19 protein-coding genes and 1 pseudogene are annotated in these 20,960 nt (G+C 69.5%); 5 read left to right on the plus strand and 15 right to left on the minus strand.

Annotation, left to right across the window (positions count from 1 at the left end; all coding sequences use genetic code 11):
• Positions 1-11: 11 nt before the first annotated feature.
• Together P2Q00_RS02180 and P2Q00_RS02185 are read right to left on the minus strand one after the other, a co-directional pair.
• Positions 12-653 carry a (2Fe-2S)-binding protein gene (locus P2Q00_RS02180; RefSeq protein ID WP_275768863.1) on the minus strand — a complete coding sequence of 214 codons (642 nt, stop codon included), beginning with the start codon at positions 651-653 and terminating at the stop codon, positions 12-14.
• A gap of 208 nt (positions 654-861) precedes the next feature.
• The gene (locus tag P2Q00_RS02185) at positions 862-1,932 is read right to left on the minus strand and encodes a lipocalin-like domain-containing protein (protein WP_275768865.1); all 1,071 of its coding nucleotides are present in this window, start codon (positions 1,930-1,932) and stop codon (positions 862-864) included.
• Positions 1,933-2,315: 383 nt separating this feature from the next.
• Here P2Q00_RS02185 and P2Q00_RS02190 point away from each other — a divergent pair, with 383 nt between their 5' ends.
• Positions 2,316-2,921 (plus strand): TetR/AcrR family transcriptional regulator, encoded by a 606-nt coding sequence (locus P2Q00_RS02190; protein ID WP_275768867.1) that lies wholly within the window; start codon positions 2,316-2,318, stop codon positions 2,919-2,921.
• 283 nt (positions 2,922-3,204) lie between these two features.
• Here the strand turns inward: P2Q00_RS02190 and P2Q00_RS02195 are convergent, their stop codons facing one another.
• The 5 genes from P2Q00_RS02195 to P2Q00_RS02215 form a co-directional block, all read right to left on the minus strand.
• Positions 3,205-3,753, minus strand: coding sequence for a VOC family protein (locus tag P2Q00_RS02195; protein ID WP_275768869.1), 549 nt, complete (start codon positions 3,751-3,753; stop codon positions 3,205-3,207).
• A gap of 64 nt (positions 3,754-3,817) precedes the next feature.
• Positions 3,818-4,615, minus strand: a complete 798-nt coding sequence (locus tag P2Q00_RS02200; RefSeq protein ID WP_275768871.1) for an SDR family NAD(P)-dependent oxidoreductase — start codon at positions 4,613-4,615, stop codon at positions 3,818-3,820.
• The gene (locus P2Q00_RS02205; RefSeq protein ID WP_275768873.1) at positions 4,612-6,306 is read right to left on the minus strand and encodes a thiamine pyrophosphate-binding protein; all 1,695 of its coding nucleotides are present in this window, start codon (positions 6,304-6,306) and stop codon (positions 4,612-4,614) included. Before P2Q00_RS02205 ends, P2Q00_RS02200 begins: the two co-directional genes overlap by 4 nt.
• A gap of 194 nt (positions 6,307-6,500) precedes the next feature.
• A complete protein-coding gene (locus P2Q00_RS02210; protein ID WP_275768875.1) occupies positions 6,501-7,604 on the minus strand; it encodes an NAD(P)-dependent alcohol dehydrogenase in 1,104 nt (367 codons plus the stop codon).
• 13 nt (positions 7,605-7,617) lie between these two features.
• A complete protein-coding gene (locus tag P2Q00_RS02215; RefSeq protein ID WP_275768877.1) occupies positions 7,618-8,814 on the minus strand; it encodes an FAD-dependent monooxygenase in 1,197 nt (398 codons plus the stop codon).
• A 147-nt stretch (positions 8,815-8,961) separates the two neighbouring features.
• Here P2Q00_RS02215 and P2Q00_RS02220 point away from each other — a divergent pair, with 147 nt between their 5' ends.
• Positions 8,962-9,741 carry an IclR family transcriptional regulator gene (locus P2Q00_RS02220; RefSeq protein ID WP_275768878.1) on the plus strand — a complete coding sequence of 260 codons (780 nt, stop codon included), beginning with the start codon at positions 8,962-8,964 and terminating at the stop codon, positions 9,739-9,741.
• A gap of 25 nt (positions 9,742-9,766) precedes the next feature.
• Here the strand turns inward: P2Q00_RS02220 and P2Q00_RS02225 are convergent, their stop codons facing one another.
• Both P2Q00_RS02225 and P2Q00_RS02230 read right to left on the minus strand, forming a co-directional pair.
• Positions 9,767-10,186: a nuclear transport factor 2 family protein gene (locus tag P2Q00_RS02225; protein WP_275768880.1), complete on the minus strand. Its 420-nt coding sequence runs from the start codon at positions 10,184-10,186 to the stop codon at positions 9,767-9,769.
• A 156-nt stretch (positions 10,187-10,342) separates the two neighbouring features.
• Positions 10,343-12,052, minus strand: coding sequence for an MFS transporter (locus tag P2Q00_RS02230; RefSeq protein ID WP_275768882.1), 1,710 nt, complete (start codon positions 12,050-12,052; stop codon positions 10,343-10,345).
• A 339-nt stretch (positions 12,053-12,391) separates the two neighbouring features.
• Between P2Q00_RS02230 and P2Q00_RS02235 the strand changes: the two genes are divergently transcribed.
• Positions 12,392-13,138, plus strand: coding sequence for an SDR family NAD(P)-dependent oxidoreductase (locus P2Q00_RS02235; protein ID WP_275768884.1), 747 nt, complete (start codon positions 12,392-12,394; stop codon positions 13,136-13,138).
• A 477-nt stretch (positions 13,139-13,615) separates the two neighbouring features.
• Here the strand turns inward: P2Q00_RS02235 and P2Q00_RS02240 are convergent.
• The 3 genes and pseudogenes from P2Q00_RS02240 to P2Q00_RS02255 form a co-directional block, all read right to left on the minus strand.
• Positions 13,616-14,037 (minus strand): annotated as a pseudogene (locus tag P2Q00_RS02240) (MEKHLA domain-containing protein).
• Between the two features lie 201 nt (positions 14,038-14,238).
• Positions 14,239-14,679, minus strand: a complete 441-nt coding sequence (locus P2Q00_RS02250) for a DUF6069 family protein (protein WP_275768887.1) — start codon at positions 14,677-14,679, stop codon at positions 14,239-14,241.
• A gap of 50 nt (positions 14,680-14,729) precedes the next feature.
• Positions 14,730-15,341: an NAD(P)-dependent oxidoreductase gene (locus P2Q00_RS02255; RefSeq protein WP_275768889.1), complete on the minus strand. Its 612-nt coding sequence runs from the start codon at positions 15,339-15,341 to the stop codon at positions 14,730-14,732.
• A 147-nt stretch (positions 15,342-15,488) separates the two neighbouring features.
• Between P2Q00_RS02255 and P2Q00_RS02260 the strand changes: the two genes are divergently transcribed.
• A complete protein-coding gene (locus P2Q00_RS02260) occupies positions 15,489-15,998 on the plus strand; it encodes a MarR family winged helix-turn-helix transcriptional regulator (protein ID WP_275768891.1) in 510 nt (169 codons plus the stop codon).
• A gap of 366 nt (positions 15,999-16,364) precedes the next feature.
• On the opposite strand, the gene P2Q00_RS02265 is transcribed toward P2Q00_RS02260, so the two are convergent.
• Both P2Q00_RS02265 and P2Q00_RS02270 read right to left on the minus strand, forming a co-directional pair.
• On the minus strand, positions 16,365-17,873 hold the full coding sequence (locus P2Q00_RS02265) for an MFS transporter (protein ID WP_425579662.1): 1,509 nt from the start codon (positions 17,871-17,873) through the stop codon (positions 16,365-16,367).
• A 113-nt stretch (positions 17,874-17,986) separates the two neighbouring features.
• Positions 17,987-19,147 carry an oxygenase MpaB family protein gene (locus P2Q00_RS02270; protein WP_275768893.1) on the minus strand — a complete coding sequence of 387 codons (1,161 nt, stop codon included), beginning with the start codon at positions 19,145-19,147 and terminating at the stop codon, positions 17,987-17,989.
• Between the two features lie 328 nt (positions 19,148-19,475).
• Here P2Q00_RS02270 and P2Q00_RS02275 point away from each other — a divergent pair, with 328 nt between their 5' ends.
• Entirely contained in the window at positions 19,476-20,087 is a 612-nt protein-coding gene (locus P2Q00_RS02275; RefSeq protein ID WP_275768895.1) for a TetR/AcrR family transcriptional regulator, read from the plus strand.
• A gap of 270 nt (positions 20,088-20,357) precedes the next feature.
• On the opposite strand, the gene P2Q00_RS02280 is transcribed toward P2Q00_RS02275, so the two are convergent.
• Positions 20,358-20,936 (minus strand): nuclear transport factor 2-like protein, encoded by a 579-nt coding sequence (locus P2Q00_RS02280; RefSeq protein WP_275768897.1) that lies wholly within the window; start codon positions 20,934-20,936, stop codon positions 20,358-20,360.
• Positions 20,937-20,960: the final 24 nt, after the last annotated feature.

Below are 20,960 nucleotides of genomic sequence, written 5' to 3' on the forward strand. Positions count from 1 at the left end.
GGGATCGGACCTCACATCCGGTCGGCGGCCTGCTGGACCGCGCGGACGATCTTGACGTAGCAGCCGCAGCGGCAGAGGTTGCCGCTCATCCACTCCTGGATCTCGTCCTGCGATCCGGTGTGGCCCTCCTGGATGCAGCCGACCCCGGACACGATCTGCCCCGACGTGCAGAAGCCGCACTGGAAGGCGTCCTGGTCGATGAACGCCTGCTGCAGCGGGTGGAGGCGGCCGCCCTTTTCCAGGCCCTCGATCGTGGTGACCTCGGCGCCCTCCAGCCGCACCGCCAGCGTCAGACAGGAGGCGACCCGTCTTCCGTCGACCAGGACCGTGCAGGCGCCACAGGCACCCGCGTTGCAGCCCTTCTTCGAACCGGTCAGGTCGAGGTGTTCGCGCAGCAGGTCCAGCAGCGAGGTGCGGTTGTCGACCGTGACGGTGCGCCGGACGCCGTTGACCGTCAGGGACACCAGGCTGCTGGGCGGTGCCTCGGTGGCTACCGCTTCCTCGGTGGCGAGGGCGGGCGACCCGGTGGCCAGGCCGCCGATCACCACGGCTCCTCCGACGGCGGTGGTGGTCGCGATGAAGGTACGCCGGGTGGGCGCGGATTCGGACTCGGCGGATGAAGTCCCGACCGGGACGGGACGTTCGGTGGACATGTCCACTCTCCCTCGATGGGGGCGGGGGTTGTCAGGGCGTGGGGCGGACTCACCGGGAGGGAGTCGCGCGAAGGGGGTTGCACAGGTGAGGGCATCCGGCCGCGCCGCCCGCTGAGTGCTCGCGACGCGGCCGGCCCTCCTGCCGTGGCCCGGCCGAATCCGCCGGGGGGCGTGCGGCAGGCAGGAGGGCCGGCCGCCGAGCAGCCGTTCAGCCGCCGGTGACCTCGACGTAGGTGGTGCCGGTGACCGGGCGGTGGTCGTAGCTTCCGGTGACGGCGGCGCTGCCTTCGTAGCGGGGTCCGGTATCCGGCAGTTCCTGGTTCGCGGTGTGGGAGACGACGTTCAGCTTGGCGTCCTCGCCGGGGATGCTGACCTTCCAGCGCGTCGGGTAGGTCTTTCCGGTGGTCGGGCTGGTCCAGAGGGTGGATTCGTCGGGCGTGAGGGTCGCCTCGGCGACGGTCTGAGTGCCGTCGGGCTTGAGGATCGTCGCGAAGTTGTTCTTCTTCTCCAGCTTCGTGTTCCAGACGCTGATCCGGTCGCCGTTGGACAGGCTGAGGTTCATCCAGGTCCACGCGCGGTCGGCGGTGTTGGTGAGGGGCAGGGGGCCCCACTGGCGGTCCAGCCAGGACTGCCCCCGGAGCTTGTCGGTGCGGCCGTTGATCGTCAGCGTCCCGGAGGTGTCGATGGTGGGGAGGGCGTACTCGTAGTTCGGGTACTTGGCGTCGCCGAACATCGGGAAGTACCCGGTCCCCATGTTGTAGAGGACGTTTCCGCGCGGGCGGAGCGTGACGTCGATGGTCCCCTCGGGCACCTTCGCGCGCAGCTTCTGCTCGCTGGTGTCGCCGGTCCAGGTGATGTTGTCCGTGTGGATGTCCACGCCCTGCTTGTCGGACAGACCCGACCCGGCGGGGAGGCGGATCTCCGACTTGGTGTACCAGCCGGTGTCCTGGTCGATGATCGACACGGCCGACGAGCCGAACCCGTTCTTGACGTCGCCGATGTTCACGTAGTGGGCCAGGAATCCGTACCGGTGGCCCCCGGCGGTCACCTGTGCGGTCACGTACCAGGACTGGTTCTGCCGGTCGGTGGTGGCGGCGAGGTCTGCGGCGGGGTCGACGAGAACCGGAAGGTCGGTCTGTGCCAGACCAGGTCCGGAGGTGGGTTTGTGCGTCGCGGTGGAGTCGGCGGCTGTCGCGGTGGCCGGTCCCCCCGAGGCGAGGGTGAGCGAGGCGACGAGCGCGGATGCGATGGCGGCCGCGCCTACGGTGGTCTTGCGCATGATGGCTCCTTGCGCGGATGTCCCGCACGGATGCACAGAGCACCATCATGTACGAAACGGTTTCGTACCATGGATGGGTGCACGTAACCCGTGGGAGGAAAACCCGTGGTGCCGGAAGGGGGGCTGGTGTGTACCCCCTTGCGATAACTGACACCTGTAAGATTAGCTGGCGCTCGGCCGATGTCAACCGCTGATCCGACGAGGCCGCCGCATCTGCCCTCGTGTGAGGCGCTGATCTGGGGCGATGCGCAGATGCACCGATCAGGGTGGCTACGCTGGCCCCGACTCGTGGGCGCACGCGTACAACCGTCTGAGGAGGACACGTGGGAGGCAAGGCGAGTACCACCCGACGCCCGGGGCGCCCCAGCGGGGATTCCCCTGCGGTGCCCACGGAGCGGGACGTCCTGCTGCGGGGCCTGGAGGCGTTCGCGGAGCTGGGGTACGACCGGGCGTCGGCACGGGAGCTGGCGCGCCGACTGGGGGTCAGCCACGTCTTCATCAACGACCGCTACGGGTCGAAGGCGGCCTTCTGGCGTGCGGTGGTGGATGCCGCCCTCGGGGCTCAGCTCACGCGCATGACGCCGCCCCCGCCGGGAAGCGAGGACGAGGCCGTGGTACGGCAGTTCGTCCTGGAGTTCTACCGGATCCACATCGACGAACCGCGGCTGGCCCTGCTGATGGAGGACGCGTTCGCACGGGACACCGAGCGGCTGGACTACCTCTACCAGCGTCACATCGAGCCGACACTGGCTCTCGTCGTGCCCAGTGTCGAGCGGCTGATGGCGTCCGGGCGCATCGCACGGGTTCCGATGGACGTCCTGTTCTTCGCCATCACCGCTCCGGTGTCAGGACTGATGCATGAGGCTCTCGCCCGGCGCCTGGGGCGCCCCGAGCATCTGCCGCGGGCAGAACGTCTCGCCAGGGCGGAGGCTCTGGCCGGACTGGTGATGGACGGCCTGTTGGCCCCGGGCGGCGCGAAGCCCCGGTAGGGAAGTGTCGAACCGCCCGCGCTCCATGGCCGCAGGGCGGAGTGAGGCGGTCGTTTGCCGGCGGCCGTCGCACTGACGCCGACCGAGCGCTGCCGGCCCGCCCGCCCGCCGCTGCCCCGGTTCCCGGACAGGTGCCCGGCGCCGACGGTGCTTGTCTCGCCGTAACTGCGGTAGCATGCGCCGGGCCGACTGGTCCCGCGGACAATCCCGGGCAGGCCGTGTTGCACCCCTCGCCCGACACCGTCGTGCCGCCTCCCGACACGGCCGTTCGCCCGCCCCACGGTCAGGCCGGCAGCAACTCCGCGAAGTCGCGCACCGGCCGCGATCCGTCCCAGCCGACCGATGCCCGCCAGGCCGATGTGAAGATCCCTCGCGTGATCTCGCTGTCCTGGACGAGCTCGATCATCCCCGGGCCATCCTCACCGCCGTCGAGGAAGAAGACGTCACCGCCCGGGGTCAGATCGTGAAAACGTACCGACGCTCCGCGCGCCTCACGACGTTCGACCTCCTCCCGGACGTCGGGCACGATCTTGGCGACGTGATGGAAGCCGTAGCCATGGCGTTCGTGGGCGTCCTTGTAGATGGAAGGCTCGTCGTCGAGGGTCTGGACCAGCTCGACCATCATGTGCCCGGAGAAGGCGAGGGCGAGGGTGAACTCCGCCTTCCCCGGCTCACCGCGGTAGGTGGAGCCCTCGCCGCCGAGCCTTCCGTTCACGAACCAGGGCCCGACGCCGAGTTCGTCGGTCCACCAGCGCATCCCGGCGGTCAGGTCGGGGACCATGTACGCGACCTGGATGATGGCGTCCGTCGGCTGACCGAAGGGAAACTGCATGGTGGTCGTCCTCACTCGGGTCGGGTCCTGCGGCTCTGTGGGTGATCGACAGAGGCCTTCGCCGCTATGCCGAGGGGCGGAGGAAGCCGGTGAGGCCACCGTCCACGAGGAGGGCGGTCCCCGTGGTGTAGCCGGCTTCGGACGAGGCCAGGAAGAGCACGGCGTCGGCCAGTTCCTCCGGCTCTCCCTCTCGGAGCATGGGAGTGCTGAGCCTGAGCCGCTCCCGGAAGGCGTCCGCCCCGCCGGGCGGCAGGCCCGTCGTATGTGCGGAGATGTCGGTGTTCATGCCGGCCGGAATCACGATGTTGACCCGGATTCCCTCGGCGACGACCTCGGCGGCGAGAATGCGGGTCAGGTGCTCGAGCGCCGCCTTGCTGGTGCCGTAGGCGGCGGTCCCGGCGCTGGCCCTGCGACCGGCCGCCGAGCCGCAGAAGACGACGGCCGCGCCGGGGGAGAGCAGGGGCTTGAGACTCTGCATCACGAAGAACGAGCCCTTGACGTTGGTGTCGAACACCGAGTCCCAGGTTTCCTCGTCCATGTCGTCGAGGCGCTTCATGCCCGCCTGCCCGGCATTGACGTAGGCGGCGTCGATACGTTCCACCCGTGCGGCGACCTCGCTGAACGCGGCCTTGATGCCGGCCACGGAGGAGAGGTCCGCGGACACGGCGATCGTGCCGTCGCCGATCAGATCGCTCGCCGTCTTCAGCCGGTCGGGGTCCCGCGCGACGATGACCACGCGGGCGCCCTCGCGGGCGAAGGCCCGTGCGGCTGCCAGGCCCAGTCCCCTGCTGCCGCCGGTGACGAGGCAGGTCTTCCCGAGGAATCGCCGCCGCCGGTCCGCGGCGGGCGGGTCGCCGCTCATGAGTCGACCTCGATGCCACCGAACGGAGCCCCGCCGTTCAGGACGCGCTCCTCCGGAGGAATGGGCGCGAGGCTGACGCGTACGTCGATGCACGTCGGCCGACGGGCCGCGAGGGCCGCCTCGATCGCCGGGCGCAGCTGGTCCAGCTCTGTGACGTCGACGCCGTCCGCACCGAGAGCTCGTGCCACGCCGCTGTAGGAGCCGTTCTCCAGGCGGTTGTTGGTGACGCGGTTCTCCCCGAAGATGAACTGCTGGGTGTGCAGGGTGGCGCCCCACGCCTGGTTGTTGAGGACGATCACGACGACGGGGAGCCCCGCCCGGACGAGGGTGTCGAACTCGGCGAGGCTGTAGCCGACGGCTCCGTCTCCGGTGACGAGGATGGTCGCCTTGTCGGGGATCGCGTACTGCGCTCCGACGGCCACGCCGAAGGTGCTCCCCATCGAGCTGAGGTAGCCGTGCCCCAAGTAGTGGGCCAGCGGCGCCAGGGCGATCGTCTCGGAGAGCCACAGCTCGGTCAGAGCGCCGTCGACGACCACGGTGGCCTGGTCGGGGACGCTCTCGGCGATCGTGCGGACGGCGAGGTACGGGTGGATCGCGCCCTCGTGCTGCTCGGTCTCGTCCGCGAGCGCGGACCGCCGGGTGGCCGAGACCTCGCGCAGGGTCTTCAGCCAGTCGTCGCGCCCGGAGGGCACAGGGCCGTCGCCCAGGCGCTCGTTCAGCAGGCCGACCGTGCCGACCGGGTCGGCCTGGACGCCGAGTTCGACATCCTGGAGACGGCCGAGTTCACGCCCGTCGGGGTCGATCTGGAACAACCGGGAGCTCTTCGGAAGCAGCCGGCCCGTACCGAACTGGGTGGTCATGCCGAAGCGTAGACCGAGCAGCAGGACCAGGTCGGGTCGCTCGTCCTCGGGGACGGTGGCCAGGGTCTGGACGAGACCGACGTGTTGCTCGGAGCCGACGATCGCCCCGAGGCCCTCCCAGTCGGAGAAGAGGGGCACTCCGGTACGGGCGGCGAACTCGTGCAACTGCGCCCGGGCTTCGGCGGTCACGAAGGACTTGCCGACCAGCGCGACCGGGCGCCGGGCGGTGCTCAGCGCATCGACGATGCGGTCGACGGCACCGGCGGGGGAGACACCGGTGCCGTCGACCTCGACGCGGTAGTCGTCGACCTCGTCGACGTCCACCGACTGGCGCAGGACGTCCCAGGGGATGTCGAGGAGCACCGGGCCCCTGGGCTCCGACAGGGCGGTACGGATCGCCTGGGCGACCAGGCGGGGGATCAGCTCGGTACGGGTGACGCGGTGCGCGAACTTGGTCACCGGGGCGGCCATGGCGACCTGGTCGAATCCGGCCTGCTGGTCGTTGACCTGGTCCGTCTCAAGCGGACCGGAGCCCGCGATGTAGAGGACCGGTGTCCGGTCCAGATAGGCGTTGGCGATCGAGGTCAGGACGTTGGTGAAGCCGCCGCCGGCCGTGACGACGGCGACCCCGAGATCCCCGGTGACCCGGGCGTAGCCCTCGGCCGCGTGACCGGCGTTCATCTCGTGGCGCACATCGACGATCCGGAGCTTGGCATCCAGGGCGTCCTGGAGGATGCCGTCGATGTGCGCCCCGGGCAGGCCGAAGGCCACGTTGACGCCGGCTCGCTGCAGTGTTCGCACGACGAGTCCACTACCGGTTGCGGTTGCCATTCGATGGTCCGCCTCTCTGGGCGTATGGAGAGTTTCGACAAAGGGTGCAGGTGGGGCCGCTTCTGAGGCCGCCCGTACCGCAGTCTCTTGTGCGGTCTGGGCGAGGACAACGGCTGTGTTCGTTGGACGGTCAACGCCTTGTTCGCTCTGGAAAGATCGACACCGCGTCGACGTGACTGTTCGCGGAAGCGATGTCAGGCTTCCGGCATTCTGAGCACGGCCTTGATCACCCGCCCCGAACCGGCCTCCTTCCACGCCTTGGCGAAGTCGTGGAAGGAGAACTCCTCGATCATCCGGTCGAAGGGGAACCGACCCGCCCGCCAGTACTCGACCAGCCGGGGGATCAAGGCGTGGGGGTTGGCCGAGCCGCCGATGATCCCTTGAAGCCTGCGGCCGCCGGAGAGGAGGAAGCCGGTGTCCGGGACCCACTCGCCCGCGGGTGCCACCACGTAGCCGAGCGTGCCTTCGACGTCCAGGCACGTCGTCGCGGTCGCGTAGACGGACGGCACGTCCGCCGTGACGAACGCGAAGTCGAATCCGTCAGGCTCGATCTGTCGCAGTGCCGCCTCCTCACCGCCGTCGCCCCCCAGCACGGTGTCGGTCGCGCCCAGCTCCACGGCGAGCTCGAGCCGGGGGCGGCTGATGTCGACGGCGACGATACGCCGGGCGCCGGCGAGACGGGCGGCCATGACGGCCGCGAGCCCCACGCCACCGGTGCCGAACACCGCGATCGACTGTCCGGGGCGCAACCTGAACGACTCCAGAACCGAGCCCGCCCCCGTGACGACGCCGCAGCCGAGCGGTCCCATCAGGTGCAGAGGGGCGTCCTTCGGGAGGAGGACCGCGCTGCGTGCGGGCGCCACCGCGTACGTCGCGAAGGAGGACTGTCCGAAGAACACGGCCGCGACACGGTCTCCGGCCTGGGTGATCGGCGAGCTGCCGTCGAATCGGGCCCCGCCGAAGGCCGCGCGCATCGCCTCCCGGCAGTAGGTGGGCCGCGCGTCGAGACAACTGGGGCACACACCGCAGGAGTTGCCCGAGAGCACCACATGGTCACCGGGCCGCAGACGCGTGACGCCCGCACCGACCGCCTCCACGACACCCGCGCCCTCGTGTCCGAGCACGATCGGGTGAGGTACGGGGACCCCATGACCGTTGTGACAGTTGATGTCGGTGTGACAGATGCCTGTTGCCACGATGCGCACCAGGACCTCGTCCGGCCTCGGGTCCCCGAGGTCGACCTGCTCGAGTTCGGGCACTGCCCGGTTCTCGCGTGACACCGCGGCCGTGATCTTCATGCCTGCCGCCGCGTCACGCCGACGCCGATACAGCGGTCTCGGGGTCGTACTCGTAGATCCAGCCGTTCGCCCGGAGCGGGTCGGCCTGCGAGTACTCCAGGTCGCGTGCCAGCTGTTCCGGGCCGTCCGGAAGGTGGTTGATGTGGGACCGCCCGTGCGACACCTCCTGCAGGCGGGCCGTACGGCGCCGGCGGAGTTCCTCGTAGCGTTCCAGCGCCGCGGTCGGGTTGTCCGGGTCCGCCGCGAGGCAGAGGGCCAGAACCGCGCCGTCCTCGATCGCCTGGGCGGCGCCCTGGGCGAAGAACGGGAACATCGGGTGGGCCGCGTCACCCAGCAGGGTCGCGTTTCCACGGTTCCAGCGGTCGAGGGGCTCGCGGTCGAGCAACGCCCAGCGCCCCGGTGTGTCGGCTGCCGTGATGAGCTCCACCAGACGCGGATCCCAGCCGGCGAACTCGTCGAGCAGTTCGCTGAGCGTCGCGGTGGCCGTCCATGACTCGACGCTGTTGGTCCCGGCGGGTGCGAAGGCGACGAGATTGACGTACTCCTCGCCGGAAACGGGGTAGTGCACGAGGTGGTGGTCGGGGCCGATCCAGAGGGTCTGTGCACGCCGCCTGGCGAAGTCGGGTGCCTGCTCCGCGGGTACGAGAGCCCGGAAGGCGCAGATGCCCGACTCCCTGGCCTGTGTCGGCCCGACGATGGCGCCGCGCACACGTGAGTGGACGCCGTCGGCGCCGATGAGGATGTCCGGACGGACCGTCTCACCGTCCTCGAAGTGCAGGACCGCCCGGTCGTCTTCGAACTCGACCGAGACGCAGCGCTTGCCGAGATGGATCGAGTGCTCGGGTACCGCCGACCTCAAGGCTTCGAGCAGGTCGGCACGGTGGGCGGTGTAGGTGTGCTCGCCGTACAGACGCACGCACCCCTCCTCCAGGTTCTCCGCGGAGAGAACGGCGCCGTTCTCCCAGCGCCGGAACTCCCAGCCGATCTCCATGCGCACCGCGCGCTTGATGAATCGGTCCAGCACACCGAGGCGTCGTAGCAGGCGGGCGGCGTTGGGTGCGATCACCAGGCCGGCGCCCACCTCGGTGAGCGCGGCCGCCTGCTCGTAGACGTCACTTTCGAAGCCCTGGTCGCGAAGGAACGCCGCGGCGGCGAGGCCCCCGATACCGCCACCGAGGATCGCGATCTTGGGGCCGTCTTCTGTGCTCATGCTCTTTCACTCCCGTGGACCTCGAGCGAGGTGGTAACTGGCTGTATGCAAGGGTTCGGTGAAATGCGCATTGATAGAACAGGGCTATCCATCCAACGAACATTGAAGGTAGGGTGAGCGGGATCACGCTCGACAAAGGAGAGGCCCATGCCTCGCGCGAACGAACCCGGGCGCTCGGTGAGCTCCCGGCTGTGGGACCTGCTGTTCGCCTTCGACCCCAACAACACCGAGCTGAGCCTCGCCGACCTGGTGAGACGCACCGGCATGCCGCACGCCACCGCCAGGCGCCTCACGCTCGAACTCGTCGAGGCCGGCGCGCTGGAGCGCACCAGCGACAACCGGTTCGCGATCGGCCTGCCGCTGTGGCGCCTCGGAACACTCGCACCACGCGCCGAGACGCTCCGCAGCGCCGCGCAGCCGTTCGTGGAGGACCTGTACACGGCTCTTCGCCAGCACGTGCAGTTGGCGGTCCTCCAGGGCGACCAGGCCGTGATCATCGAGCGACTGTCGGCGGTCCACGCCGTCGGACTGACGTCACAGGTCGGCGGCCTGCTCCCCTTGCACTGCTCCGGTGTCGGCAAGGTGCTGCTGAGCCACAGCAGTCCGACCTTCATCGATGAAGTACTGGCCGGAAGGCTGCAACGCTTCACTCCCAAAACGATCGTGGAGCCCACCGAACTCCGTCGCGAACTGGCGTCCTGTCGCTCGACCGGAACGGTGGTCGTCAAGGAAGAACTGACCGAAGGGGCCGAGTCGGTCGCGACGCGCATCGTCGACGGCAGCGGCAAGGTCGTCGCGGCCCTGTCCGTCGTGGTGGCCGCGGGCTCGATCAAACTGCAGGCGGCGGTTCCCTCGCTGGTCGCGAGCGGGCTGGGACTGTCCAGGAGCCTCGGCTGGCGGCCGGGCATTCCCATTCGTACCTCGTAGCCCGCGGGGCGAGGGAACCGGCACGTCATGCCGACGGCTGGCGCCGGGAGAGCTGCATGTGACCGAGGCGCCATCCCTCGTCGGTCGAGAACCACACCCGCGTCGCCACGGCCTGCACCAGGAAGGGCGGCAGGTCGGGCACGCGCCGGATGCGCATCTTCTGAAAGCACGTCACGATGACACGTCCTTCCCGCTCCTGGCACGTCACCTCGCTGGTCTCGGCCTCGAGGGTGGCCCCCATCGACGCGTTGTAGCGGAGGAAATGTTCGCGGTCGTGGACATTGCCGACCGGGCCGTGAACGATCACGCAGTCGGGGAGCATGAGCGCACGCTGCTCCTCGTCGCCCTTGGTGAGGGCGACGAGCCACGCTGCCTCCGCCTGGGCGACCTCTTCCGGCACACGGGCATCGTCCGTACTGCTCGGTGCCGATGGTGTGGTGGTCATGGGTCCGACTCCTGTCCGAGTAGGTCGCTTGAGCGTTGTTCTGTGTGTGCCGTGGCCCGTCGCGGCCGCTCCCCAGTAGGAGAAGTCGCGACGGGCACTCCGGCCGTCCTGGCCGACTTGTCACTCATGTCCCGGCGCCGGTGTGTTCGCCGGGCATCAGCCGTCGAGGGTGTGCGGGTCGTCGTCGAGATGGGTCTCGCCCACACCACCGCGCGCACCCACCAGGGTGAGTGCCGCCGCCACGAGGGCAGCCACGCCACCGAGCACGTACGCGTGGGAGTAACTGTGGCTGAGAGCGTGGAAGGCGACGTCCTTGAGCGGGTTGAAGGGCACGACGTGACCATCGGGCGTGGTGATGCTGGCCGGCACGGAGTTGGCGCCCAGCGGGCCCGAGGCCACGGCGTGAACTGCCGCCTCGAGCTGCGGTTTCTGATCCGCGGGAGCATGGGCCGCGGAGGCCTGGAAAGCCGCGTAGGCCTTGCTCAGGCCGGGATCGCCGGCCACGTTGCGGGCGATCTCCTTGGCGGCCTGGCCCAGCGCGACGGCACCCGTGATCGCGGGGCCGAGGGCGAACCCGAGGTCACGGAACGTGCTCGTGGCACCGCTTGCCATGCCGGCGAGGTGGTTGGGCAACGAGTTGACCGCGACCGCGCTCATGGCGGCGAAGGCGAGTCCCGAACCGACGCCGGCGAGGATCAGAGGACCGACGATGGCGCCCAGAGCGCGGTCGCTCGCCGGAACGCCGGCGAACCACAGCCCGCCTACGCCGATGAAGACCAGGCCGGTGAAGAGCACCCACCGGGGGTTGTAGCGCTCCAGCAGCCTGGAAGTGAGGGGCAGCAGTACCAGGCCGATGCCTCCGAAGAAGAGGTAGGCGACGGAGCTCTTCAGCGGGCTGAACCCCTGGATGGTGGTGAGGCGGATACTGGTGGAGTACATGATCGCCAGGAAGCCGAACATACCGATCACGGTGACCGCCGAGTTCACGGCGAACGCCCGGTTCTTGAAGGCGCTCAGGAGAAGCAGCGGCGCGGCCACGCGACCCTCCGCGAAGACGAACAGCACGAGGAAGACGGCCGCGAGGACGAACGCGATGACGATCTGCGGGCTCCCCCAACCGCTTTCGGGGCCCTGGATCACGGCGTACAGCAGAGCGAACAGGCCGAGCGCGGCGGTGATCTGCCCCGGCCAGTCGATGGACCGGCCCTCGGGTGACGCCGAGTTCTGGGCGAGGGCGAGCGACAGGACCACGCTCACCACGGCGATGACAAGGACACCGACGTAGGCCCAGCGCCAGTTCGCGTTCCCGGCCCATCCGGTGTGGATCTTGGCGGCGACGCCTGCCAGCAGCGGCCCGAGGAAGCCGCCGACCGAAAGCGCCGAGGCCCAGACCGCCACGCCGCGCGCGCGGGTGGCGGTGGTGTGCGTGCCGGCGGCCACCATGGCGAGGCTCGTCGGGAAGATCGCCGCGGCCCCGATGCCGTTGAGGACCTGGGCCAGGATCAGCAACGTCACCCGGGTGCCGGTCGAGGATCCCTCTCCCGGCACCAGGACCGCGAGAGTCGAGCCCACGACGATGAGCGCGGCGCCCCCGATGAGCAGGCGCTTGCGGCCGAAGAGGTCACCGAACACGCCGAAGCCCAGTTCCAACGCGGCGACGGGAATGAAGAAGGCGTCGACGATCCACGTCAGCTGGGCCGAGGTCGGCGTGAGGTCCTGCTGGATCAGCCCGGTGATGAGCGAGGGGACGGAAAGGGCTATCTGCGAGAGGCACACGGCGAGCACCACCGCGGCGAGCGTGCCCGAGCTCAGGGTGTATCTGCCACCCTCTCCCTCTTTCGCACCGGGTGTTTCGATCTGAACCATGGACGACTCCTTGCGCGCAAAAGCTCTGCCTTCGGAACCGACGTTCGCCGCCGGACCTTGCTGCGGGTGCTTGTCTCTCGGCGCTCGGCCATCCCGGCAGCACCGCTGCCGAACCGGCCCTGTGCCCTCGCGGAGCTCCGCCGCGTGGCTCTTCGGTCAAACCTGAACCAGGACGCACGGCACGGTGACCAACCAGCGAGTAGCGACAAGGTAGGAAGTGACCCCCGTCACGCTCAATGGACATGTTCATTGGACGGACAAGCCACCCCCCGTCGACGGCGTCGATGCGCACCATCCAGGAACGAGACCGTTCGAGCGCTGGCCGAGGAGAGATGCGTCATGGCTGGGAGACTGACCGGCAAGACCGCCGTCGTGACCGGAGGCAGTAGGGGGATCGGACAGGAGATCGCCCGCAGGCTCGCGTCGGAGGGCGCGGACATCGCGGTCGCGGACGTCGATCCGGCCGACGGGACGCGGACACTCGTAGAGGAGACCGGACGACGATTCCTCAGCGACAAGGTCGACATCTCCGACGCCGACGCGATCCACGGGTTCGCCGCGCGGGTCCGCGACGAACTCGGTCCCGTCGACATCCTGGTGAACAACGCGGCCGTGGTTCTGCTGGCCGACTTCGACCACGTGACCTACGACGAGTGGCGTCGCACCTTCGCCGTCAACGTGGACGGCCCCTTCCTGACCGCCAAGGCGTTCCTGCCGCACCTGAAGGAGTCCGGGGCGGGCCGGATCATCAACATCACCTCGTCCAGCTACTGGACCGCGCCGCCGCCCTTCGTCTCCTACATCTCAGCCAAGGGCGCCCTGAACGGATTCACCTCCGTCCTGGCCACCGGCCTCGGCGCCCACAACATCACCGTGAACGGCGTCGCCGCGGGTCTCGTCCGGACGGCCGCCGCCGTGGAGAACACGGACGAGTCCTTCTTCGAGCAGGCCGTGCAAGGGCAGAACATCAAGCGGGTGCAGATGCCGTCCGACGTCTCGGGCGTCGTGGCGTTCCTCGCCTCCGACGACGCCGCGTTCATCACCGGGCAGCTCATCGTCACGGACGGGGGCAGCACACGCCGCTAGGTCGTGTCCGCAAAGTCCCGTCGTCCGCCCGGAGGGCGGGCCCTGCGGCATCCGGTGCGTGCTCTGGGGGTCCCCCCGGCCGCAGGCTGGGGGAGGCCGGGCGGAAGTCCTCGTACTGGACGTACGTGGGCTTTCGCCCGGTGCGGCGAGAGCACGTGCCGGGCGTCGCAGGGCTGGGGGCACCCCCTCTTGGGGAGGGACTTTGCGGACACGGCCCAGGCCTCCGCGACGGGCTCGCCGGTTGCCTGTCCGCCGAGGTGCTCGTCACCCGGCGAACTGCCCGAGAGCATGGGCGGATCGGGCGCGGCGTGACAGCTAGGTCATCCCGCGCCCGCCGATGCGGTAGAGCTGCCTGAGCGGCCTCTCGAAGAGGAGCGGGCATCGGTCCGCGCTGACCGGATTCCCTGGAGGGGGGTCGGTTCGCGAGAGCGGACGGTCCGGCCGACAGCTACGGGCCCATTGACGCGTCGGACATCATCAGCCGCCTGTCCGGTCCTCCGAGACGTCGGTCCACGACCGGAACACGGCGGCCTGACCGTGGTGTGAGCCGTCGGCGTCCACCAGGTGCCACATCGTGACGTCTTCTGTCCAGCATCTCCGGCCGGACTTGGCGGTCCTCAGGCCGCGGCAGCCGGACGCGTACCCGCGCTCCGTCACCGATCGCACGAACCCCGCCCAGTCGCTCTGTCCTCCCGGAGCCGCGGACAGCCGGGACGGAAACCGCACGAACTCCTGCCGGGTGTACTCGAACACCTCTGGGCGGTCGTGGTCGCGCAGGTGAAGATCGGATCCGCGCAGGTGTCGTGCGCGAGCAGTCCGAACGGTGCGTCCTCGTAGAGCCGGCGGGCCGTCTCGCCGTCGTGCGAAGGACCGGACGGCCACAACGGAGCGCCGGTCAACTGCTGGTAGCTCGATACGAAAGCCGCGCGGAGGCGACGTCGTGGTGGGAGACCGCAGTCATCGATGTGGGCCTCTCATCCGCCCCTGCGGCTACACGGAACCGAGGCATTCGCACACAGGTGCTGAATGCCTCGGCCGGACACAAACCGCTCCGTCGATACGATCATCGCCGCGACCAGGAGTTGTCCTGGGGGAGGCGGTCAGCCCTGACGGCCCTCCAGGGGGAGGAATCGCCGAAAGGCGGGGACGGCGACAGCCGCGACGACGAAGTGCATGACCATCAGGGCGATGACGGCCCCCCAGCTGGTGCCGGGCTTGCTGTCGGAGGCGCCGACGAGAATGTCAGGGACGAGGCTGACGAGGACGATGACGGGTACGAGGGTGCGCAGCAGACCGGCGGGACGTGCCGAGCGGGCGCGGACGATCGCCCAGGCGGCGGCGCCGACCAGGACCCCGAAGACGGTGAGGGGCGCGTAGGCGGTGAGGTGGAGCGGCTGGAAGTCGTCCGAGGCGCCGGCCGCGCGTGCGGTCACGGCGACGACGGCGTTGAGCGCGGTGGCGACGACTGCGGTCCCGACCAGACCGCCGGCGATGGCCAGGCCGTTGGGGCGGGCGGAACGGGTGGCGAGCTGTCCGCTCATGGTGTTCTCCGAATCAGAACAGGGTGATGTGACGAAAGGGGGAAGGAGGCTCAGCCGGCGATGGCGACGGAGCGGCGGCTGGTGGAGACGTCCGTGACGGCGGCCAGCATCCAGGCGGCCACATCGGCGCGGCTGACGGTGTCGCCCATGCGCAGGGTGGCCCCGGCCGGGAGGGGCTTGGCGCCACCGGTGGAGGGTCCGTTGGTGAGGCGGACGGCGTGGACGATCGTCCAGTCGAGGTTGCTGGCGCGGAGCGCGTCCTCGGCCGCGGACTTGTCCTTGACCATCGCCTTCATCGCCAGGCCTGCCATGGCCTTGGCCGGGCCGCTGAGCCGATCGTGCAGAACGGCGAACGACGAGAGGTACACCAGGCGGCTGACGCCGGTGTTGGTCGCACCGGCGATGACCGCGCGCGTCGCGTCGGTGATGACGGTTCCCCCGCCGGCTCCGAGGGCGCTGATCACCGCGTCCACGCCCACCATGGCCTGCGTGACGTCGCCGGCGTCCGTGGCCTGGCCGGAGACGACGTCGAGTCCGGGCCGGGCGGCGTCCAGTTTCTGGGGGGAGCGGACCAGGGCGCGCACGGTGTGACCGGCCGCCAGAGCCTGGTCGACGACCAGACGGCCGGTGGCGCCGGTGGCGCCGAGAACGAGCAGCTTCACGACGGTCTCCTACGGAGTTCGCTGCTCGGCACAGACCCGGGCAGTCACTTAAGCATTGAAGTGAAATGTAGCGTGCTATGACTTCAAGCATCAAGTGATCTCGGTCCGTCTTTCGCTTCAAGTGTGAAGTGACGGTAGATTGGGGGCGTGACAAAGATCCCGGCCGAAGAGGGCCCCCGATGGCTCGATGAGCAGGAACGACGCGCGTGGCTCAGCCTGGTCGGCATCATGCTGCGCCTGGAGAGCGCCCTCGACGCACAACTACGGTCGGCAGGGCTGAACTACTTCGACTACGGCGTGCTGGCGGCTCTGTCGGAGTCGCCGGAGCGGACGCTGCGCATGAGCGTGCTCGCCTCCTACGCCGAGGGCTCGCTCTCCCGCCTGTCCCAGGTCGTCGCCCGTCTCGAACGCAAGGGATACGTGCACCGCAGCTCCGACCCCACCGACGGCCGGTACACCCTGGCGGCCCTGACCGAGGAAGGGTACGAGACGGTGCTCGCCGTCGCTCCGGGGCATGTCCAGGAGGTCAGACGGCTGGTCTTCGACCCCCTGACCAAGGCCCAGGTCCGCCACCTCACCGACATCGGGCAGCGCATTCTGCACGCCATCGACCCCGACCACCCCGGCGGCGACCACGGCTTCATCCCCGGGCGCTGAACACCACCGGGCTTCGCGCCCCCCGGTGGCCGGCGGCGCCGCTCAGACGTCCGTCGACGACCAGCCACGGGTCGTCCGTGCCGAGATTCTCCGGTCAGGACCTCGTCCGTGCCGTCCTGCGTTCGCCCATGACAGCGGGCGCCGCCGCTGTCCTCTTCGCTTCCCATCAGGGTGGCACCGCAGTGCAGTTCGACACCGGCAGCCAGGTGATTTCCGCGCACAGGAGAGTGTGGATCTCCGGCTGGTGGAACAGGACCTCGTCGTGCCACGCCTGGGGCCCCAACTGCCCTGTCGCCGCGTCGGCGACATGCGCAAGCTGCCCCCGGAGAGCGCCTTGGCCCTGGGAGCAGCTTGCGTGGTCGGGACTCACATGTGGATGACCGGTGCCGCGTCCGGGTCTTGCGCGGGGACGCCTCGGCGGTAGAGGAGGGCGCTGATGACCAGGCCCGCGGCGAAGAAGGCGCCGGACCACCAGTAGGCGGTGGAGTAGCCCTCCAGGCCGGCGTGGGCGATGACCATCGGGTCCTTGGCGTCGCGGCCGTCGAGGTAGTTGGTGACGGCGGTGGTGGAGAGGGTGTTGAGGAGGGCGGTACCGAGGGAACCGCCGACCTGCTGCATGGTGTTGACGGCGGCGGAGGCCACGCCGGCATCCTCGGCACCCACGCCGGCGACGGCCAGGCTCATGGCGGGGGGCATCACCAGACCGAGGCCGAGGCCCGCGATCACCAGCGGGGGCAGGACGTCGGTGGTGTAGGTGCTGTTGAGGTCGAGGGTGGTGAGCCAGACCATGCCGGCGGCGGCCAGTCCCATGCCCAGCGGCACGACCGGCTTGGGGCCGATGCGGGGGATGAGGACGGTGGTGGCGAGGGTGGAGGCGAGCATGAGACCGGCGACCATGGGCAGGAAGGCCAGGCCGGTCTTGACGGGGGTGTAGCCCAGGCTCTGCTGGAGGTAGTAGGTGAGGAAGAGGAAGACACCGAACATGCCGGCGCCGCTGATCAGCACCGAGACGAAGGAGGCGCCACGGTTGCGGTCGAGCAGGACGCGCAGCGGCAGCAGGGGGTGGGTGGAGCGGGTCTGCCACCAGGTGAACGCGGCGAGCAGGATGCCACCGGCCAGCAGATAACCCCAGGTCTGTACCGAACTCCAGTCGTGGCTCTCGGCGTTGGAGAAGCCGTAGACGAGGCAGAACAGGCCGCCGCCGACGAGGAGCGCGCCGGGGATGTCGAGGGTGGCGGTCCTGTCGCGGGTGGTGCGCTTGAGCAGGAGCGCTCCGCCGACGAAGGCGACGGCGGCGAAGACGAGGTTGACGTAGAGGGTCCAGCGCCAGTCGAGGTGCTCGGTCAGCAGGCCCCCGAGCAGCAGGCCGATGGCTCCGCCGGCGCCGGCGATGGCGCCGTAGACACCGAAGGCCTTGGCGCGTTCCTTGGCGTCGGTGAAGGTCACGGTGAGCAGGGACAGGGCGGCGGGGGCGAGCAGGGCGCCGAAGACGCCCTGTGCGGCGCGGGCGGTGACCAGCATCTCGAAGCTGGTGGCGGCGCCGCCGAGGGCGGAGGCACCGGCGAAGCCGACCAGGCCGACGAGGAAGGTCATCTTGCGGCCGAACAGGTCGGCTATCCGGCCGCCGAGCAGGAGCAGGCTGCCGAAGGCGAGGGCGTAGGCGGTGACAACCCACTGCCGGTTGCCGTCGGAGAAGCCCAGGTCCTTCTGCGCCGAGGGCAGGGCGATGTTCACGATGGTCGCGTCCAGGACGACCATGAGCTGGGCCACGCCTATGACGGCGAGGATCCACCAGCGGTGACGCGGCGGTGCGTCAGAGGGAGGGAGCATGGACACGGTGGCCGTGTCCGACGCGGGGGCTGATCCATGGGACATGACGAAACTCCTGAAGAGAGAGGAGGGGGAACAGTTGAACGGTGCGGGACGGCTGCGTCGTCGGAGCTCGTCATGGGCTGGGCCGTGGTGGCCGGCAAGGAGGGGAAGGTGAATCAGGCCGCCCGGACGCCCGTGTGATCACCTTCCGTGGCTTTGCGGCACGAGCGGGCGCGAGGAGGGAGGGCCGCCTTGAGGTGCGGCGCGGGCTCCGCCAGTGCTCGGCGGCGGGCTTCTTGGGCCGAGGCGGGGGAGTAGGTCTGCCAGTAGCGGGCCTGGCGGTTGAGCCGGCTGATCAGGGGGATGAGATCGGTCGCGGGCGGGACGACAGGGATACCCAGGTGATCCCCCCACTCCTCTCCGAAGGTCCGCCGGAGCACGCTGTGGATGAGGTGGCGCAGCTGCTCCTCGGACAGCCCGACGCCCGGTGCGCCGGCCATCGCGCGGGCCTGTGCACCGATCATGGCCGAGGCCAGGGTCGCCGAGTTCTCGTCGGGCGCGGGCGTCGTGAAGTCCAGCAGGTCCAGCAGCCGGCACGCGCCGGCGTGGTCACCGACGTCCTGGTGGAGGCGCTCGTCGAGTCCCAGGAGATGGGCGACGTACGACCAGTACTGATAGAGGTAGTGCTCCTCCTCCGGGCTCATGCCGATGCCGACGGCATCGAGGGCCCGGAAGGCGGTGAAGGTGAATCCGAGCCACGTACGGGCCATGTCGAGCTGGCCGATCGGCAGGCCCTCGGCGCCCCGGTCCCAGTCCTCGACGGCGTCGGCCCGCATCCGGGCATGGCGCAACCGGACCTCGACGGTGGCCAGGTAGCCGGGCCGTCCGCGGAGCAGCCCTCCCGGCCGGACGGTCTGCCGTGCCCATACACCGCTCTCCGCGAGCCGACGCGCAGCCATGTCCGTCGTACCGCCCGTCCGGACCAGCTGTCGTGCGGTGGCAGGAGAGGCGTAGGAGTGCGCGAGCGCACTGGTCAGCGAGCAGAGCTGGAACCACATCGGGGGCACGGACAGGCTCGCGACATCGCCGCGATGGAGCATCAAGGGGTCGACCCAGGAAGGGGGCGTTTCCAGTTGACGCAGCAGCGCGGCTACGGCCGTGGGGGGCTCCGGGTCCAGGCTTGCCAGGCCGTTCCTGAGGCCCGCGTCGAGAGCGCGCCGCGCCTGTGCGCCGTGTTGGTCCAGTTCGGCGACGACGGCATCGGCGAGGGGATCCCCGGCGGCGATCAGCGTCACCACGTGGTCGGGGGCCTTTCGGAGCGGGGGGTGTGCGGTCATGTGGCACTCACTTTCGGAGGGCGCTCGGCCTGCTCCGGCATAGGACGGAGCAGGCCGAACGTGGTGGGGGGGAGCGGTGGTTCCGGTGGTGATTCGTGCGGGTCGGCCCTCCGAGGAACGGGCTGACCCGACTGCTTGCCTCACGCCGCGAACGTTCTGACACCTGTCAGATTAGTCGTATTCTGACAGGTGTCAAGTAGGCTGTTGGTCAGCCGCCTAAGCTGGGAGCGAGTCCCAGAGGTCCGGGGCGAACGGTGAGGAGACAATGGTGGGAGCCAGAACAGAACCCGCCCGACGGCCGGGGCGCCCGAGCCGGGACACTCGTGCTGTGCCCGACGAGGAGAGCATCCTGCTGCGCGGGCTCGAGGCCTTCGCCGAGTTGGGGTACGACGGCGGTTCCGCACGGGTGCTGGCCGGCCGCCTGGGGGTCAGTCACAACTTCATCAACGACCGGTACGGATCCAAGGCGGCCTTCTGGCGTGCGGTGGTCGACGCTGCACTGAAGGCGCAACTGGCGGGCGTGCCGGAGACGGATCCCTCACTCGACGATGCCGAGCAACTGCGCCTGATCATCGCCGGCTTCTACCGGAGCGCGGTGGACACGCCGTTGATCGGACGGGTCCTCGTCGACGAGTTCTCCCGCGACACGGAGCGGCTGGACTACCTCTACGAGCAGTACATCGCTCCGACTCTGCAGCTCATGGTGCCGAGTATCGAACGGCTCGTCGCCGCCGGACGCATGGAGCCCATCCCGATGGACGTCATGTTCTTCGCCGTCATCCCTCCGGTCTCGGGCATGTTGGAAGGACCTTTGGCGCGACGCCTGGGCAGGCCGGACCCCGTTTCGGCGGAGCAACTCAAGGCCACGGCGGAGCGGTTGGCGAGGCTCGTGGTCAACGGACTGCTCGCGACGGGGGCGGAGGGGGGCCGCGGCGTTTGATCCGGCTTCCCCGTCCCGGTGCGCGCCGGACGGCGACCGGGGCACGCAACTCGGCGGTGGACAGCACGACCTGACTACCGCTGGTGACCACGTCCTCGACGACAACCGCTCGGCGCGCCCGCCGATCTCCGCGCCTTGGGTCAGGGGGCGCGTTCCCGGATCTCGACGCCATGCAAAAGGGCCCCCGCAGGCTTCGCCTGCGAAGACCCTTCGCACCGTCGGGACGGCAGTATGTGAACAGGACCCGCCGACCTCGTGGCCGGCGAGCGGTCAGGCAACCTTCTCCCAGGTGCCCTGGCCGTCGAGGTAGAAGTCCTCTCCGACCATCAGACCGTCGCGGAACGGGATGACGATGGCCTGCCTCGCCGTGAGCACGAACACGTCGTCGGCCGTTCCTCCGTCCGGCAGGGGCACGCCCGCCTCGGCCAGCGCCGCACCAGGCAGCCGAAGACGCACGTAGCCGTCCCAGGCGATGGCCTCATCACTGATGAAGAAATGATCGACCTCGACTTCGAGACCGTCCATGTCCAGCGAGCCGTTCGCCATGCTCTCCAGGTAGTTCGCGCGCACCGCGTCCCGGTAGGCGACCGGACCGCCGTTCCGCTCGATCGCGACGGGGTCGCCGTAATTGTGGTAGACGCAGTCGTCCACCAGTGTCGCCATGGTCCGCTCGATGTCGTGGTCGCGTACCTCGGCGACCGAGTGCTCGATGAGCAGGTCGATCATCGCGGCATGCTTCGGATTCTCTGACTCCGCCTTCCGGGCTTCGAGGAAGTCGATGAACCTCGCCATGTCGGGCAGGCGAGCCCCCGTGCTGGTCGATTCCTCTCGCTGTTCAACAGTCGCCATGAACTCCTCCTCAAGATCGGTCGC

It is taken from the genome of Streptomyces coacervatus (assembly GCF_029223485.1).
Classification (GTDB): Bacteria; Actinomycetota; Actinomycetes; order Streptomycetales; family Streptomycetaceae; genus Streptomyces; species Streptomyces coacervatus.